The sequence below is a fragment of the Shewanella saliphila genome (genome assembly GCF_014648295.1).
Taxonomy (GTDB): Bacteria; Pseudomonadota; Gammaproteobacteria; order Enterobacterales; family Shewanellaceae; genus Shewanella; species Shewanella saliphila.
This window is the reverse complement of record NZ_BMQV01000065.1, coordinates 1-16772: the sequence shown is the minus strand read 5'-3', so window position 1 is coordinate 16772 and position 16772 is coordinate 1. Positions and strand designations below refer to the sequence as shown.

General features: G+C 44.1%; 12 protein-coding genes and 1 pseudogene. All 13 read right to left on the bottom strand.

Annotation, left to right across the window (positions count from 1 at the left end; translation table 11 throughout):
* A partial coding sequence (locus tag IEY48_RS19205; protein ID WP_188923175.1) for a GTP-binding protein occupies window positions 1-380 on the bottom strand: 380 nt, incomplete at its 3' end.
* Between the two features lie 69 nt (window positions 381-449).
* Window positions 450-2546 (bottom strand): elongation factor G, encoded by a 2097-nt coding sequence (fusA, locus tag IEY48_RS19200; RefSeq protein WP_188923174.1) that lies wholly within the window; start codon window positions 2544-2546, stop codon window positions 450-452.
* A 79-nt stretch (window positions 2547-2625) separates the two neighbouring features.
* The gene (gene rpsG / locus IEY48_RS19195; RefSeq protein WP_160056453.1) at window positions 2626-3096 is read right to left on the bottom strand and encodes a 30S ribosomal protein S7; all 471 of its coding nucleotides are present in this window, start codon (window positions 3094-3096) and stop codon (window positions 2626-2628) included.
* A gap of 82 nt (window positions 3097-3178) precedes the next feature.
* Window positions 3179-3416, bottom strand: a pseudogene (locus IEY48_RS19190) (hypothetical protein).
* A 177-nt stretch (window positions 3417-3593) separates the two neighbouring features.
* Complete coding sequence (rpoC, locus tag IEY48_RS19185; RefSeq protein WP_188923173.1) at window positions 3594-7820, bottom strand: DNA-directed RNA polymerase subunit beta'; 4227 nt, start codon at window positions 7818-7820, stop codon at window positions 3594-3596.
* 82 nt (window positions 7821-7902) lie between these two features.
* Complete coding sequence (gene rpoB / locus IEY48_RS19180) at window positions 7903-11934, bottom strand: DNA-directed RNA polymerase subunit beta (protein WP_188923172.1); 4032 nt, start codon at window positions 11932-11934, stop codon at window positions 7903-7905.
* A gap of 232 nt (window positions 11935-12166) precedes the next feature.
* Window positions 12167-12535 (bottom strand): 50S ribosomal protein L7/L12, encoded by a 369-nt coding sequence (rplL, locus tag IEY48_RS19175; protein WP_188923171.1) that lies wholly within the window; start codon window positions 12533-12535, stop codon window positions 12167-12169.
* 54 nt (window positions 12536-12589) lie between these two features.
* Entirely contained in the window at window positions 12590-13090 is a 501-nt protein-coding gene (rplJ, locus tag IEY48_RS19170) for a 50S ribosomal protein L10 (protein WP_188923170.1), read from the bottom strand.
* A gap of 285 nt (window positions 13091-13375) precedes the next feature.
* The gene (gene rplA / locus IEY48_RS19165) at window positions 13376-14077 is read right to left on the bottom strand and encodes a 50S ribosomal protein L1 (protein WP_188923169.1); all 702 of its coding nucleotides are present in this window, start codon (window positions 14075-14077) and stop codon (window positions 13376-13378) included.
* 4 nt (window positions 14078-14081) lie between these two features.
* The gene (rplK, locus tag IEY48_RS19160) at window positions 14082-14510 is read right to left on the bottom strand and encodes a 50S ribosomal protein L11 (protein ID WP_160056465.1); all 429 of its coding nucleotides are present in this window, start codon (window positions 14508-14510) and stop codon (window positions 14082-14084) included.
* A gap of 129 nt (window positions 14511-14639) precedes the next feature.
* On the bottom strand, window positions 14640-15191 hold the full coding sequence (gene nusG / locus IEY48_RS19155; RefSeq protein ID WP_188923168.1) for a transcription termination/antitermination protein NusG: 552 nt from the start codon (window positions 15189-15191) through the stop codon (window positions 14640-14642).
* A 10-nt stretch (window positions 15192-15201) separates the two neighbouring features.
* Complete coding sequence (gene secE, locus IEY48_RS19150) at window positions 15202-15573, bottom strand: preprotein translocase subunit SecE (RefSeq protein WP_188923167.1); 372 nt, start codon at window positions 15571-15573, stop codon at window positions 15202-15204.
* A gap of 268 nt (window positions 15574-15841) precedes the next feature.
* Window positions 15842-16772: elongation factor Tu (tuf, locus tag IEY48_RS19145; protein WP_188923166.1), on the bottom strand; the 931-nt coding region annotated here is incomplete at its 5' end.

The following is a 16772-nucleotide window of genomic DNA, read 5'->3' as shown; positions in this document are numbered from 1 at the left end:
CCAACCTGACGTGAAAGTAGGATGTGCTCACGAGTCTGTGGCATTGGGCCATCAGTCGCTGCTACTACTAAAATTGCGCCGTCCATCTGTGCAGCACCAGTGATCATGTTTTTAACATAATCGGCGTGACCTGGACAGTCTACGTGTGCGTAGTGACGTGTTGGTGTGTCATATTCGATGTGAGAAGTATTAATAGTAATACCGCGCTCACGCTCTTCTGGAGCGTTATCGATTTGAGCGAAGTTACGTGCTTCACCACCATAAGTCTTAGACAATACTGCAGAGATAGCTGCAGTAAGAGTTGTTTTACCATGGTCAACGTGACCGATGGTGCCTACGTTTACGTGAGGCTTATTACGTTCAAATTTAGCTTTTGCCACGATAAATTCCTTTCTTTTCAGAAGTGCTCGTTTAATTCGAGCAATATAACATTGATGCCGTAACCGATATTAGTTACGAGATTCTATAATCGCTTTTGCAATGTTTTGCGGTGCATCTGCGTACTTGTAAAACTCCATAGAGTAAGAAGCACGACCCTGAGATGCAGAGCGCAAATCAGTCGCATAACCAAACATTTCAGATAGAGGTACTACCGCATGGACAAGTTTAACACCTGCGATGCCATCGTCCATACCTTCGATTATGCCACGACGGCGGTTTAAATCACCGACAACGTCGCCCATATAATCTTCAGGTGTAGTCACTTCTACTTTCATACAAGGTTCGAGCAACGAAGGGTTGGCGTCTAACGCACCCTGTTTGAAGCCCATTGAACCTGCAATTTTGAACGCCATTTCGTTCGAGTCCACATCATGATATGAACCGTCAAACAATGTGACCTTCACATCAAGAACAGGATAACCAGCTAATACGCCGTTTTTCATCTGCTCTTGAATACCTTTATCAACGGCTGGGATGTATTCGCGAGGAATAACACCACCTACGACCTCATTGACAAATTCGTAGCCCGCACCTTCTTCAAGTGGTTCGAGTCTTAGCCAAACATGGCCAAACTGACCACGTCCGCCAGATTGACGTACGAACTTACCTTCCACTTCGACTTTAGAACGAATTGTTTCACGATAGGCAACCTGTGGTTTACCTACGTTACACTCTACACTGAATTCGCGACGCATACGATCGACGATAATATCCAAGTGTAGCTCACCCATTCCTGATATCAGTGTTTGAGCAGACTCTTCGTTAGTTTCAACTCGGAAAGATGGATCTTCTGCTGCTAATTTTTGCAGCGCGATACCCATTTTGTCCTGATCAGCTTTCGAACGAGGCTCAACGGCAATGGTAATCACGGGTTCTGGGAACTCCATGCGCTCAAGAATCACTTTGTGATTGTTATCGCAAAGAGTATCACCGGTTGTAACATCTTTTAGACCTATAGCCGCAGCAATATCACCTGCACGAACTTCTTTTAGCTCGGTACGATCGTTTGCGTGCATTTGCACCATACGACCTATACGTTCACGTTTCTGCTTAACAGAATTGTAAACACCCGCGCCTGTCTCAAGTACGCCGGAATAAACTCGGATAAAGGTAAGTGTTCCAACAAATGGATCAGTCGCAATTTTAAATGCTAATGCTGCAAATGGCGCATTATCATCTGATGGGCGTTCAACTTCATTCTCGTCTTCGTCAATACCTTTAATTGCCGGTACTTCACTAGGCGCTGGAAGGAAGTCAATAACCGCATCAAGAACCGCTTGCACACCTTTGTTCTTAAATGCAGAACCACAGGTAGCAAGAACGATCTCATTATTAATTGTGCGCTGACGCAGTGCTGTTTTAATCTCTTGTTCTGATAACTCGCCTTCTTCAAGGTATTTGTTCATCAGTTCATCTGAGGCTTCAGCTGCTGCTTCCACGAGATACTCATGCATATCGGCAGCTTTTGCTGCGAGATCTGCAGGAATGTCTTCATAAGTGAATGTCATTCCCTGATCGGATTCAGACCAGTTAATGGCTTTCATCTTAATTAAATCAATAACACCCTTGAAGTTCTCTTCTGCACCAATGTTTAATTGGATCGGCACACAAGTTGCGCCAAGGCGGTTACGAATTTGATTTATTACTCGGTCAAAATCTGCCCCTGCGCGGTCCATCTTGTTAACGAATACCATACGTGGAACGTGGTACTTGTCAGCTTGACGCCAAACAGTTTCAGATTGCGGTTCTACGCCTGACGAGCCACAGAATACAACTACGGCTCCATCAAGTACGCGTAATGAACGCTCGACTTCAATCGTGAAGTCTACGTGACCTGGGGTATCGATGATATTAATACGGTGTTCAGTGAATTGAGCATCCATACCGCGCCAAAAGGTCGTTACAGCAGCAGACGTAATAGTAATACCACGTTCTTGTTCCTGTACCATCCAGTCGGTCGTGGCGGCGCCATCATGCACCTCACCGATTTTATGAGACATACCGGTATAGAACAGAACACGTTCTGTTGTCGTAGTTTTACCTGCATCCACATGAGCAACAATACCGATATTACGATACTGCTCAATTGGGGTTGTACGAGCCACTATTTATACCCTCTCAACTAAAACTTTTGGTTTTAGCAATATCAACAATATGGAGCGGGCAAAAGCCCGCTCCATCATATTACCAACGGTAATGAGCAAAGGCTTTGTTAGCTTCAGCCATGCGATGCACGTCTTCACGCTTCTTAACAGCAGTACCTTTGTTTTCAGATGCATCTAGCATTTCACCTGCTAGACGTAGAGCCATAGATTTTTCACCACGCTTGCGAGCAGCTTCAACTAACCAGCGCATCGCTAGTGCGTTACGACGCACTGGACGAACCTCACATGGTACTTGATACGTTGAACCACCAACACGACGAGATTTAACCTCGACTGAAGGGCGAACGTTATCAAGAGCTGCTTCAAGGATAGTTAAATGGTTTTCGCTTTTCTTTTCAGCGACAACATCTAACGCCTTGTAGATAATTTTTTCTGCAGTCGACTTTTTGCCGTCCTGCATAATGACGTTGATGAACTTAGCCAACAACTCACTGTGAAACTTTGGATCTGGTAGGATTTTACGTTGTCCTACAACGCGACGTCTTGGCATATCAATTCTCCGTATGCTTCAGGTATTTCCAAAACTGGAATGTCAAATAAATACTAGCTTGGCCTTACTTAAACGGGATACGTTAAGACTTAGGACGCTTAGCACCGTACTTAGAACGGCCTTGGCGACGTGAAGTCACGCCAGCACAGTCTAATGCGCCACGAACAGTGTGGTAACGCACACCAGGTAAGTCTTTAACACGACCACCACGGATTAGGATTACACTGTGTTCTTGCAAGTTATGGGTTCAACGCAGGCACATTAGTCTTTTCGACTTTTGGCGCGCGTGGCTTACGTACCAACTGGTTTACAGTTGCCATGTATAGCTCCGACAGTTGATTTAAACTCAACAATTAGGTGTGAAAAATCTATATCCCACAATGATGGGACGCGGAATTTTAGAAAGGTAATGGCTGCCTGTCAAGAAATAGCCAACTTTTCGTGCAAATTCCAATAAAAAAGGCGCCATTGGCGCCTTTTTTTAACAAATTGCTAACTTAATCTTGGCTACCAGCCAAGTTTAGTAGATCTGCTAGGTTCTGCTCAGCTTCGCTTGCAGTTACAGTTGTTGCTTCCACTTTGCCTTTCGAACTTGCTTCTTTAGCGCGTTCTTCATTGCGAGTTTTGTGATAAGCATAACCTGTACCAGCAGGGATCAAACGACCAACGATTACGTTTTCTTTCAGGCCACGTAACGGATCGCTCTTACCACCAACGGCAGCTTCAGTTAACACACGAGTGGTTTCCTGGAACGAGGCTGCTGAGATGAATGATTCAGTAGCCAAAGATGCTTTGGTAATACCCAATAATTCACGCTCGAACGTTGCAGGTGCTTTCCCTTGAGCAATCAGCTCACGGTTAGCAATCTTCACACGCGCGACTTCAACTTGCTCGCCTTCTAAGAACTCACTGTCGCCTGCTGTAGTGATTAAACACTTACGTAGCATTTGACGAATGATAACTTCGATGTGCTTGTCGTTGATTTTTACACCCTGCAGACGGTAAACATCCTGTACTTCGTTCACAATGTAGTTAGCTACGTTGTGGATACCACGAAGACGTAAGATGTCATGTGCTGCTTCTGGGCCGTCAGCAATAACTTCACCACGTTCGACTTTTTCACCTTCGAACACGTTTAAGTTACGCCATTTAGGGATCATCTCTTCATAGTGATCGCCGCCATCAGCTGGCGTAATAACTAGACGACGCTTGCCTTTTGTCTCTTTACCGAACGAGATAGTACCAGAGATTTCAGCAAGAATTGCTGGCTCTTTTGGTTTACGCGCTTCGAATAAGTCAGCAACACGTGGTAGACCACCGGTGATGTCGCGTGTTTTAGACGATTCTTGTGGAATACGTGCTAAAGCGTCACCAACGTTGATTTTAGCGTTATCGTCTTTCGATACAATCGCGTTGCCTGGTAAGAAGTATTGAGCTGGTACTTCAGTACCAGGGATCATTAAGTCATTACCATCAGCGTCAACTAGACGAATGGCTGGACGTAATTCTTTACCTGCAGAAGTACGCGCACCAATTTCTAGCACAACAACTGAAGATAAACCAGTTAACTCGTCAGTTTGACGTGTCATGGTTACGCCGTCGATCATGTCAACAAACTTAACACTACCCGCAACTTCAGAAATGATTGGGTGAGTATGTGGATCCCAGTTAGCGATAATTTCGCCTGGATTCACTTCACTGTCTTCCAATTTCTCTAACACAGTACCGTAAGGTACTTTATAACGCTCTTTCTCACGACCTAGCTCATCGATGATGGCTAACTCAGAAGAACGAGACACGATAACTAGCTTACCGTCGATGTTAGAAACATGCTTAGCATTGTGTAGCTTCAGAGAACCTGCGTTCTTAACTTGAACGTTGTTTTCTGCAGAAGCTCGCGATGCCGCACCGCCAATGTGGAACGTACGCATGGTTAACTGGGTACCTGGTTCACCAATTGACTGTGCTGCAACAACACCAATTGCTTCACCGTGGTTAATAATATGACCACGAGCCAAGTCACGGCCGTAACACGCTGCACACACACCAAAGTCTGTTTCACAGGTAATTACAGAACGTACAATAACTTCATCGATACTGTTCTCTTCTAACGTGTCACACCATGCTTCATCAAGAAGCGTGTTGCGTGGAGCAAGCACTTCTTCAGTACCAGGCTTCAATACGTCAACAGCAACAACACGACCCAGAACACGTTCACGTAATGGCTCAACAACATCACCACCTTCAATAAGCGGTTTCATTGTTAGACCATGCTCAACACCACAGTCGTCTTCAATCACAACTAAGTCTTGTGCTACGTCTACTAAACGACGAGTTAAGTAACCCGAGTTAGCTGTCTTCAATGCGGTATCGGCAAGACCTTTACGCGCACCGTGAGTAGAAATAAAGTACTGTAGTACGTTTAGACCTTCACGGAAGTTAGCCACAATTGGGGTTTCGATGATTGAGCCGTCTGGCTTAGCCATCAGACCACGCATACCCGCCAACTGACGGATCTGAGCGGCACTACCACGAGCACCCGAGTCAGCCATCATATAGATACTGTTAAACGATGCTTGTTTCTCTTCAACGCCATCACGGTTTATCACTGTCTCAGTTGACAGGTTTTCCATCATCGCTTTCGATACTTTTTCGTTGGCACTTGCCCAGATATCGATCACTTTGTTGTAACGCTCACCGGCCGTAACAAGACCTGATTGGAACTGCTCTTGAATTTCAAGCACTTCAGCTTCAGCGTCTGCGACTAAGGTGTATTTCTCGTCTGGAATAACCATGTCGTCGATACCTACAGAGGCACCTGAGATGGTTGCAAAACGGAAACCGGTATACATCAATTGGTCAGCAAAGATAACGGTATCTTTCAGACCTAGTTGACGGTAACACGTGTTCAACAGCTTAGAGATCTGCTTCTTACCCATGTTTTGGTTAACCAAATCATATGATAAGCCTTCTGGCAGGATCAGTGATAAAAGCGCACGACCAACTGTAGTATCAATGATACGAGTGGCTTTAGTTCTTTCACCGTCTGCGGCTATTGATGTTTCAGTGATACGCACTTTAACGCGAGCATGTAATTCTGCTGCACCTGTAGCGTAAGCTTTTTCTACTTCAGCAACTGAAGAGAAAGCCATACCTTCACCGCGACCGTTAATACATTCACGGCTGGTGTAGTACAGACCTAATACCACGTCCTGAGACGGAGTAATTACAGGCTCACCGTTAGCAGGTGACAAAATGTTGTTGGTTGACATCATTAGCGCACGAGCTTCTAACTGAGCTTCAAGCGTTAATGGAACGTGAACCGCCATTTGGTCACCGTCGAAGTCGGCGTTGTATGCCGCACAAACTAACGGATGCAATTGAATTGCTTTACCTTCAATCAGAACAGGTTCAAATGCTTGAATACCTAGTCTGTGAAGTGTTGGTGCACGGTTAAGCATCACAGGATGTTCACGAATCACTTCGTCTAATACATCCCATACTTCAGCCTGTTCGCGTTCAACCATTTTCTTAGCAGCTTTAATGGTAGTGGCTAAACCACGACCTTCTAACTTGCCATAAATAAATGGTTTGAATAGCTCAAGTGCCATCTTCTTAGGAAGACCACACTGATGTAGACGTAAAGTAGGACCTACGGTAATTACCGAACGGCCTGAATAGTCAACACGCTTACCAAGTAAGTTCTGACGGAAACGACCTTGCTTACCCTTGATCATATCAGCAAGAGATTTAAGCGGACGCTTGTTAGAACCCGTAATAGCACGACCGCGACGACCGTTATCTAATAGCGCATCAACTGACTCTTGTAACATACGCTTTTCGTTACGTACGATAATGTCAGGCGCAGCTAAATCTAACAGACGCTTCAAACGGTTGTTACGGTTAATCACACGACGGTAAAGATCGTTAAGATCTGAAGTCGCGAAACGACCACCGTCTAACGGCACTAATGGACGTAGATCTGGTGGAAGAACCGGTAATACTTTTAAGATCATCCACTCTGGCTTGTTGCCAGAAGTGAAAAATGCTTCCATCAGTTTAAGGCGCTTAGTGACCTTCTTACGACGGGTTTCAGAATTGATTGAAGGCAATTCTTCACGCATTTGTTCGATCTGTTCTTCTAAGTTGATAGCACGTAGCAATTCTAAAACTGCTTCAGCACCCATCTTAGCTTCAAACTCGTCACCGTATTCTTCTAACGCATCAAGATACGTTTCTTCGGTAAGCATTTGGCCGCGCTCAAGCGTGGTCATGCCAGGCTCAATAACAACAAATGATTCGAAGTACAGTACGCGTTCAATATCACGTAACGTCATATCAAGCATTAAGCCGATACGTGACGGAAGTGATTTTAAGAACCAAATGTGGGCAACTGGGCTAGCCAATTCAATGTGACCCATGCGCTCACGACGCACTTTAGTCTGGGTAACTTCTACGCCACACTTTTCACAAATCACACCACGGTGCTTTAAACGTTTGTATTTACCACACAAACATTCGTAATCTTTAACCGGACCAAAGATACGCGCACAGAACAAACCTTCACGTTCAGGCTTGAATGTACGGTAGTTAATGGTTTCTGGCTTCTTTACTTCACCAAAAGACCAAGAACGGATGAGATCTGGCGAAGCCAAACCAATTTTGATTCCGTTAAATTCTTCAGTCTTACTTTGCTGCTTAAGAAACTTTAATAAGTCTTTCACGTTTCTCTCCTGAAGGAGTTAAACCAGGTGCTTTGCTGATGCAAAGCACCCTTGGTTACCAAACATTGCTTAAGTGCGATGCTTACTCTTGGTCCAACTCGATATTAATACCAAGTGAACGGATTTCCTTCAACAATACGTTGAAAGACTCAGGCATGCCTGGTTGCATCTGATGATTACCGTCGACGATGTTTTTATACATCTGAGTACGACCGTTAACGTCATCTGATTTAACTGTTAGCATTTCTTGTAGAGTATAAGCTGCACCGTATGCTTCAAGTGCCCACACTTCCATCTCACCGAAACGCTGACCACCGAATTGAGCTTTACCGCCCAATGGTTGCTGTGTAACTAAGCTGTACGAACCGGTTGAACGGGCGTGCATCTTGTCATCAACTAAGTGGTTCAGTTTGAGCATGTACATGTAACCAACGGTTACTTTACGCTCAAATTCGTTACCGGTACGGCCGTCACATAATGTTAACTGGCCTGATTCAGGTAAGCCCGCAAGAGCAAGCATTTGCTTGATCTCTTTCTCTTTAGCACCGTCGAATGCTGGTGTAGCAATCGGCACACCACCTTTAAGGTGAGTTGCCAAGCGCACGACTTCATCATCGGTAAACGATTCAATGTCAACACGCTGTAGCACGTCGTCACCTAGGTCGTATACTTGCTTGATGTAGTTACGAAGTTCGGCAATTTCACGCTGCTCTTCAAGCATAGCAGTAATCTTGTTACCGATGCCTTTCGCTGCAGCACCCATGTGAACTTCAAGTACCTGACCGATGTTCATACGCGATGGTACGCCCAATGGGTTAAGTACGATGTCTACAGGATTACCTTCTTCATCGTATGGCATGTCTTCGATTGGACAAATCTTCGAGATAACACCTTTGTTACCATGACGACCCGCCATCTTGTCACCTGGTTGGATAGTACGTTTAACGGCTAAGTAAACCTTAACAATTTTCAGTACACCTGGTGCCAAGTCATCACCTTGGGTGATCTTACGACGCTTGATTTCAAACTTCTTATCAAAGTCAGCTTTTAGCTCTTCGTGCTGTTCAGCTAACTGCTCTAATTCAGTTTGTTTAGTTTCATCGTCGATAACTTGAATTAATACGTCTTTACGTGGGATCTCAGCTAATTTAGCTTCAGAATAGCCAACAGACAATAATAAGTTGCGTGCACGGCTCAATACACCTTCTTCAAGGATCTTGAACTCTTCACCTAAGTCTTTACGAGCTTGGCGTACGTGCATTTCTTCGATTTCAAGCGCGCGCTTGTCTTTCTCAACGCCGTCACGGGTAAATACCTGTACGTCGATGATGGTGCCTTTCACTGAGTTAGGTACACGTAATGAGCTGTCCTTAACGTCAGAGGCTTTTTCACCAAAAATAGCACGGAGTAGTTTCTCTTCTGGGGTTAACTGTGTTTCACCTTTAGGTGTCACTTTACCCACTAGAATGTCGCCACCCTTCACTTCAGCACCAATGTAAACGATACCTGATTCATCTAATTTAGATAAAGCAGACTCACCTACGTTTGGAATATCAGCAGTGATTTCTTCGCTACCCAATTTAGTATCACGAGCAATACAAGAAAGCTCTTGGATATGGATAGTCGTGAAACGATCTTCTTGCGCAACGCGCTCAGAAATTAAGATCGAATCTTCGAAGTTATAACCGTTCCAAGGCATGAACGCGATACGCATGTTTTGACCAAGAGCCAAATCACCTAAATCGGTAGATGGACCATCGGCTAATACGTCACCACGAACTACTGGGTCACCAACGAAACAACAAGGACGTTGGTTAATACAGGTGTTTTGGTTTGAACGGGTATATTTAGTTAAGTTATAAATGTCGATACCCGCTTCGCCTGGGCGTAGCTCATCTTCATTTACTTTAACAACGATACGGCTAGCGTCTACGTAGTCAACAACACCACCACGTTTAGCCGCCACAACCACACCAGAGTCAACAGCAAGTGTACGTTCAATACCAGTACCTACTAACGGCTTATCAGCACGTAAAGTAGGAACGGCTTGACGTTGCATGTTAGCACCCATCAATGCACGGTTAGCATCATCGTGTTCTAAGAACGGAATAAGTGATGCCGCAACAGAAATAATCTGTTGTGGTGATACGTCCATATATTGAACGTCAGCAGCACGCATAAAGGTAGACTCACCTTTATGACGACACGCAATCTGCTCTTCAACCATGCGACTATTAGCATCAACTTCAATGTTTGCCTGCGCAATAACATAACGGCCTTCTTCGATTGCTGATAAGTATTCAACTTCATCAGTAATCACACCATCAACCACTTTGCGGTAAGGTGTTTCTAAGAAACCATAAGAGTTAGTGCGTGCAAAACTTGCTAGCGAGTTGATTAGACCAATGTTTGGACCTTCAGGGGTCTCAATTGGACATAAACGACCGTAGTGAGTTGGATGTACGTCACGTACTTCGAAGCCAGCACGTTCACGAGTCAAACCACCTGGGCCAAGAGCAGAAATACGACGCTTATGCGTCACTTCTGATAGCGGGTTGTTTTGATCCATAAACTGTGACAACTGTGAAGAACCGAAGAACTCTTTCACTGCCGCAGAAATTGGCTTAGCGTTAATTAAGTCTTGTGGCATAAGCTCGTTTAAATCGCCTAACGATAGACGTTCACGAACAGCACGCTCAACACGGACTAGACCAACACGGAATTGGTTTTCAGCCATCTCACCTACGCTACGAATACGACGGTTGCCTAAGTGGTCAATATCGTCGACTTCATCATAGCCGTTACGGATTTCGATGATTTTCTTCATTACCGATACGATGTCTTCTTTAGACAACACACCGTTACCTTCGTCTTCAGCAATCTCAAGACGACGGTTGAACTTCATACGACCTACTTTAGATAAGTCATAACGCTCTTCACTGAAGAATAGGTTTTGGAATAAACCTTCTGCTGCATCTTTGGTTGGTGGCTCGCCAGGACGCATCATACGGTAAATCTCAACTAACGCTTCTAGACGGTTAGTTGTAGAGTCAATGCGTAATGTGTCAGCAATATAAGCACCATGATCAAGATCATTGATAAACAATGTATCAATGTTCTTGATACCAGCAAGAGACAACTTAGCTAAATCTTCTAAGGTAATCTCGCTGTTAGCTGTAACTAATACTTCACCTGTATCTTCATCGATATAGTCTTGTGCTGCATACTTACCAACAATGTAATCAACTGGCACTTCAAGCTCAGTGGTGTTGGTTTTTTCAAGTTGCTTAATATGACGCGCAGTAATACGACGACCAGCTTCAACTAATAAAGTACCTTCGGTATCTTTAATGTCATAGCTTGCCGTTTCGCCGCGTAAACGGTCAGGCACAAGTGCCATTACAAGTGAGTCTTTCTTGATCTTAAACTCAATACGCTCAAAGAATAGATCTAAGATATCTTGAGTAGAGTATTCAAGCGCACGTAAGATGATCGTTGCCGGTAATTTACGACGACGGTCAATACGAACGAATAAAGCATCTTTAGGATCGAATTCAAAGTCAAGCCATGAACCACGGTAAGGAATAATACGTGCGTTATACAGCACCTTACCTGAAGAGTGGGTTTTACCACGGTCATGATCAAAGAACACGCCTGGAGAACGGTGTAACTGAGAAACAATAACACGCTCAGTACCGTTAATAACGAAAGTACCGTTATCAGTCATTAATGGGATATCACCCATGTAGACTTCTTGCTCTTTAATGTCTTTAACAGTGCCAGCAGCAGCTTCACGGTCAAACAACACCATGCGTAATTTAACGCGAAGTGGTGCTGAATAAGTAACACCGCGGATCTGACATTCTTTCACATCAAAAACTGGCTCACCTAGCTTGTAGCTGACATATTGCAGCTCAGAATAGCCAGAAAAGCTCTTGATAGGAAAAACGCTACGGAATGCAGCTTCTAAGCCGCGCTCACCCGTAGGGTCTTGATCGGTGAACTTCTTAAAAGAGTCTAACTGGATAGACAATAAATAAGGGATATCCAAAACTTTTGGACGCTTACCAAAGTCTTTGCGAATACGCTTCTTTTCAGAATAGGAGTAAACCATGGGTTTCCTCTGCTTACGAGATGTGACCAAGACTGAAATAATATAATTAAATCAGCACGTTTGCCCATCACCGTTGATGGCAAGAACCTAACCAGTAATCTCTGCTAGGGACTGCTAAAACTGGCGACAAACGGTGAATAAAAATCGCCTGCGCATAAAGCGCAAAAAAGGCCGACGGTTAAAAAACCGCCAGCCTTCACCCAATTGCTTGGGTGAGCAAGTAAGTTATAGCTTACTTGATTTCAACAGCTGCACCAGCTGCTTCTAGATCAGCTTTAAGAGCTTCAGCTTCTTCTTTGCTGATCGCTTCTTTAACAGCGATTGGCGAAGATTCAGCCATAGTCTTAGCTTCTTTCAGGCCTAAACCTGTAGCGCCACGTAGAGCTTTAATAACTGCTACTTTGTTGTCGCCGTGTGAAGTAAGAACTACGTCGAATTCTGTTTGCTCTTCAGCAGCTGCACCAGCGTCGCCGCCGCCAGCAACTACTGCAGCAGCAGCAGAAACGCCGAATTTTTCTTCCATAGCTTCGATTAGTTCAACAACTTCCATTACAGACATTGCTGCAAAAGCTTCTAACATTTGGTCTTTAGTGATAGACATAAGAAATATTTCCTATTGTTCTGAATTCAATTTGATTAAGCGGCCGGCTTAAAATTAAGCGGCGTCTTGTTTTTGATCGCGAAGAGCGGCCAATGTACGAACGAACTTGCCAGCAGATGCTTCTTTCATAGTCATCATCAACTGAGCTAGTGCTTCTTCGTATGTTGGTAGTTTCGCTAAACGATCAATATCAGCTGCAGGGATAAATTCCCCTTCGAAAGCTGCACCTTTAACTTCAAACTTAGCTTGTTCTTTAGCGAAATCTTTTAAAAGACGCGCTGCAGCACCTGGGTGCTCAGTAGAGAAAGCTAGTAAAGTTGGGCCAGTGAAAGTTTCGGCTAGGCACTCAAAAGCAGTACCTTGAACAGCGCGACGAGCTAGAGTGTTACGTACTACACGTACATAAACACCGTTAGCGCGAGCTGTTTTACGCAAAACAGTCATAGCACCTACAGTTACACCGCGAGAATCAGCGGCTACTGCAGAAAGTGCACCTTTGGCAGCTTCGTTGACTTCAGCAACAATTGCCTTTTTGTCTTCGAGTCTTAATGCCATTGGCTTTACTCCTGGATTCTACCTAGGGAATACCCCTAGAATTTACCAAACTAAGCACAACATGTACTTAGTTACTTACGGTGCAGATATTCCAGTAAAAAAATTTAGCTGGGGCCTGACACCGTCTACGCAGGAAATTAAGTTAACCTTACGATTGACGCCTGCGGTCTTGGACGGAAGCTAATTTTTTACTCAACAAATCGAAAAAACGATAATTATTGGCTAAAAAACAGCTTCAACCCACAAAGTGCGCGCATTATAGACTAACGCGCGCATTTTGTAAAATTACTTAATGTCTTCCAAGCTAGCTTGGTCAACAGAAACACCTGCACCCATAGTGGTAGAGATGCTTACTTTTTTCACGTAAACGCCTTTTGCAACTGCAGGCTTAGCCTTTTTCAGTGCAGACACTAACGCTTCTAAGTTGTCTTTCAACTGTTCAACAGTGAAATCCACTTTACCGATAGTAGTGTGGATAATACCGTTTTTGTCGTTGCGATAACGCACTTGACCAGCTTTAGCATTTTTAACTGCGTCTGCAACGTTAGGTGTTACAGTACCAGTTTTAGGGTTAGGCATTAAACCACGTGGGCCTAAGATTTGACCTAACATACCAACAACGCGCATTGCGTCTGGTGATGCGATAACTACGTCAAAGTTCATTTCGCCAGCTTTAACTTGTTCAGCTAAATCTTCCATACCCACTAGTTCTGCGCCAGCAGCTTTAGCAGCTTCAGCGTTTGCACCTTGAGTGAATACAGCAACACGAACGTCACGACCAGTACCGTGTGGAAGTACAGTAGCACCACGCACGTTTTGGTCTGATTTACGAGGATCGATACCAAGGTTAACAGCTACGTCAACACTTTCTACGAACTTAGCAGTTGCTAGTTCTTTTAAAAGTGCTACTGCTTCGTTGATGTCGTACTGTTTAGTTGCATCAACTTTTTCGCGGATTACGCGAGCGCGCTTAGTTAGCTTTGCCATTATATTAGTCCTCTACTACCAAACCCATTGAACGTGCAGTACCTTCAATTGAGCGAGTCATCGCTTCAATATCAGCACCAGTCATATCAGCGGCTTTAGTTTCAGCGATTTCCTGAACTGCGCTACGCTTGATAGTTCCTACTTTTTGAGTGTTAGGACGGCCAGAACCTGATTTCAAACCAGCTGCTTTAAGCAGTAGGAAAGACGCAGGTGGAGTCTTAGTTTCAAAAGTGAAAGAACGGTCGTTATATACAGTGATAACAACAGGGATCGGCATACCTTTCTCGAACTTTTCAGTACGAGCGTTGAATGCTTTACAGAATTCCATGATGTTCACACCTTTTTGACCTAAAGCAGGACCAACTGGTGGAGACGGGTTTGCAGCACCGGCTGCTACTTGTAGCTTAATATAAGCTTCAATTTTCTTTGCCATGTCGACATTTCCTCTATTTGGGTTCAAACGCATCTCGGCGACATGCCAATTTGCTCCCCTCAAAACAACGGGTGCGAATTATAATAAAATACGCACCCGCAAACAATATTTATTTTGTAGTTATTTTAATCAGCTTTTTTCAACCTGATTAAAATCTAACTCTACAGGTGTTGAACGGCCGAAGATCATTACCGAAACCTTAACGCGGTTCTTATCGTAATCAACTTCTTCGATAGTGCCGTTAAAGTCAGCAAATGGACCATCACATACACGAACAACTTCACCTGGTTCATACATAACACGATGAGTTGGAGACTCAACGGTGTCTTGTAGACGCTGAAGAATAGCATTAGCTTCTTTGTCAGAAATCGGCGCAGGACGATCAGATGTGCCACCAATAAAGCCCATTACACGTGGAATGCTCTTTACTAAGTGCCAGCTTTCATCGTTCATTTCCATCTGCACTAATACATAGCCAGGGAAAAATTTACGTTCGCTTTTACGACGCTGACCCGCACGCATTTCTACTACTTCTTCAGTAGGAACTAAAATCTCACCGAAGTAGTGTTCCATGTTATGCATTTTGATATGTTCAAGCAGTGTTTTAAGAACACGACCTTCATAACCCGAAAAGGCTTGAATTACATACCATCTTTTTTTCGCTTCTGTAGCTTCAGTCATTTTTAGATGCCTATACGCCAGTAATTAAATTGACTACTCGTAACAATACAGCATCTAATCCCCAAAGGATCAGTGCCACTACAGCTGTTGCTGCAAGTACAATAAATGTAGTGTTTAGCGCCTCTTGGCGAGTTGGCCATACCACTTTACGCACTTCAATGTGTGCTTCGCGAGCAAATGATAATGCTTGCTTACCCTTGATAGTTTGCAATGCAATAACACCTGCGATAGCAAAGGCAATAACTACCCCAGCAACACGAGCCACAACACTAGCATCTGCGTAAAATTGATTGCCTATAACAGCGGCAGCGATGAGCAATGCTGCTACGCTCCACTTAACGATATCCAAAGAATTACTCTGGTTTTCAGTATTTGTTGTCATCGGTTAATTCCGTTACTCACTACGACCTGAGCTTAGCTTGGTAAACAGCATATTTACCAAATCCGCATTTCCGAGCTTTCCCAGAAAATGCATAAGCACAGGGTCAAAAATCGGCCATAGATTGTATTCTTATTCAGCTTTGTTCGCAACAATACAGGTAAAGTTAGCTCGACAAATTAGATAAAAAAACCAATTAATTTGTTTTTTTTATCTAAAAACAAAAAAGGAAGCCGAAGCTTCCTTTTTTTAGTGTTCACTAAAGTCGCTATTACGCGATGATTTTAGCTACAACACCAGCACCAACTGTACGGCCACCTTCACGGATAGCGAAACGTAAACCGTCGTCCATCGCGATTGGGTAAATCAAAGTAACAACCATCTTGATGTTATCACCAGGCATAACCATTTCTACGCCTTCTGGTAACTCAATTGTGCCTGTTACGTCTGTTGTACGGAAGTAGAACTGTGGACGGTAACCTTTGAAGAATGGAGTGTGACGTCCGCCTTCTTCTTTTGATAACACGTACACTTCTGATTCGAATGTAGTGTGAGGCGTGATTGAACCAGGCTTAGCTAGTACTTGACCACGTTCTACGTCATCACGCTTAGTACCACGTAATAACACACCACAGTTCTCACCTGCACGACCTTCGTCAAGCAGCTTACGGAACATTTCTACACCAGTACACGTTGTCTTAGTAGTCGCGTGAACACCAACGATTTCTACTTCGTCAGATACACGGATGATACCACGCTCAACACGACCTGTTACCACTGTACCACGACCTGAAATCGAGAATACGTCTTCGATTGGTAGTAGGAATGGCTTATCGATGTCACGCTCTGGCTCTGGAATGTAGCTGTCTAGTGCTTCTGCAAGTTCGATTACTTTAGCTTCCCATGCTGCATCGCCTTCTAACGCTTTTAATGCAGAACCTTGGATTACTGGTAAGTCATCACCTGGGAAGTCGTATTCAGATAGAAGTTCACGAACTTCCATTTCTACTAATTCTAGTAACTCTTCGTCATCTACCATGTCACATTTGTTCATGAATACGATGATGAAAGGTACGCCAACCTGACGTGAAAGTAGGATGTGCTCACGAGTCTGTGGCATTGGGCCATCAGTCGCTGCTACTACTAAAATTGCGCCGTCCATCTGTGCAGCACCAGTGATCATGTTTTTAACATAATCGGCG

Bases quoted from the DNA above. Each gene is read 5' to 3' on its own strand.
- rplA (WP_188923169.1), bottom strand. From the start codon at position 14,077: ATGGCAAAGCTAACTAAGCGCGCTCGCGTAATCCGCGAAAAAGTTGAT.
- rplK (WP_160056465.1), bottom strand. From the start codon at position 14,510: ATGGCAAAGAAAATTGAAGCTTATATTAAGCTACAAGTAGCAGCCGGT.
- rplL (WP_188923171.1), bottom strand. From the start codon at position 12,535: ATGTCTATCACTAAAGACCAAATGTTAGAAGCTTTTGCAGCAATGTCT.
- rpsG (WP_160056453.1), bottom strand. From the start codon at position 3,096: ATGCCAAGACGTCGCGTTGTAGGACAACGTAAAATCCTACCAGATCCA.
- secE (WP_188923167.1), bottom strand. From the start codon at position 15,573: ATGACAACAAATACTGAAAACCAGAGTAATTCTTTGGATATCGTTAAG.
- rplJ (WP_188923170.1), bottom strand. From the start codon at position 13,090: ATGGCATTAAGACTCGAAGACAAAAAGGCAATTGTTGCTGAAGTCAAC.
- rpoB (WP_188923172.1), bottom strand. From the start codon at position 11,934: ATGGTTTACTCCTATTCTGAAAAGAAGCGTATTCGCAAAGACTTTGGT.
- nusG (WP_188923168.1), bottom strand. From the start codon at position 15,191: ATGACTGAAGCTACAGAAGCGAAAAAAAGATGGTATGTAATTCAAGCC.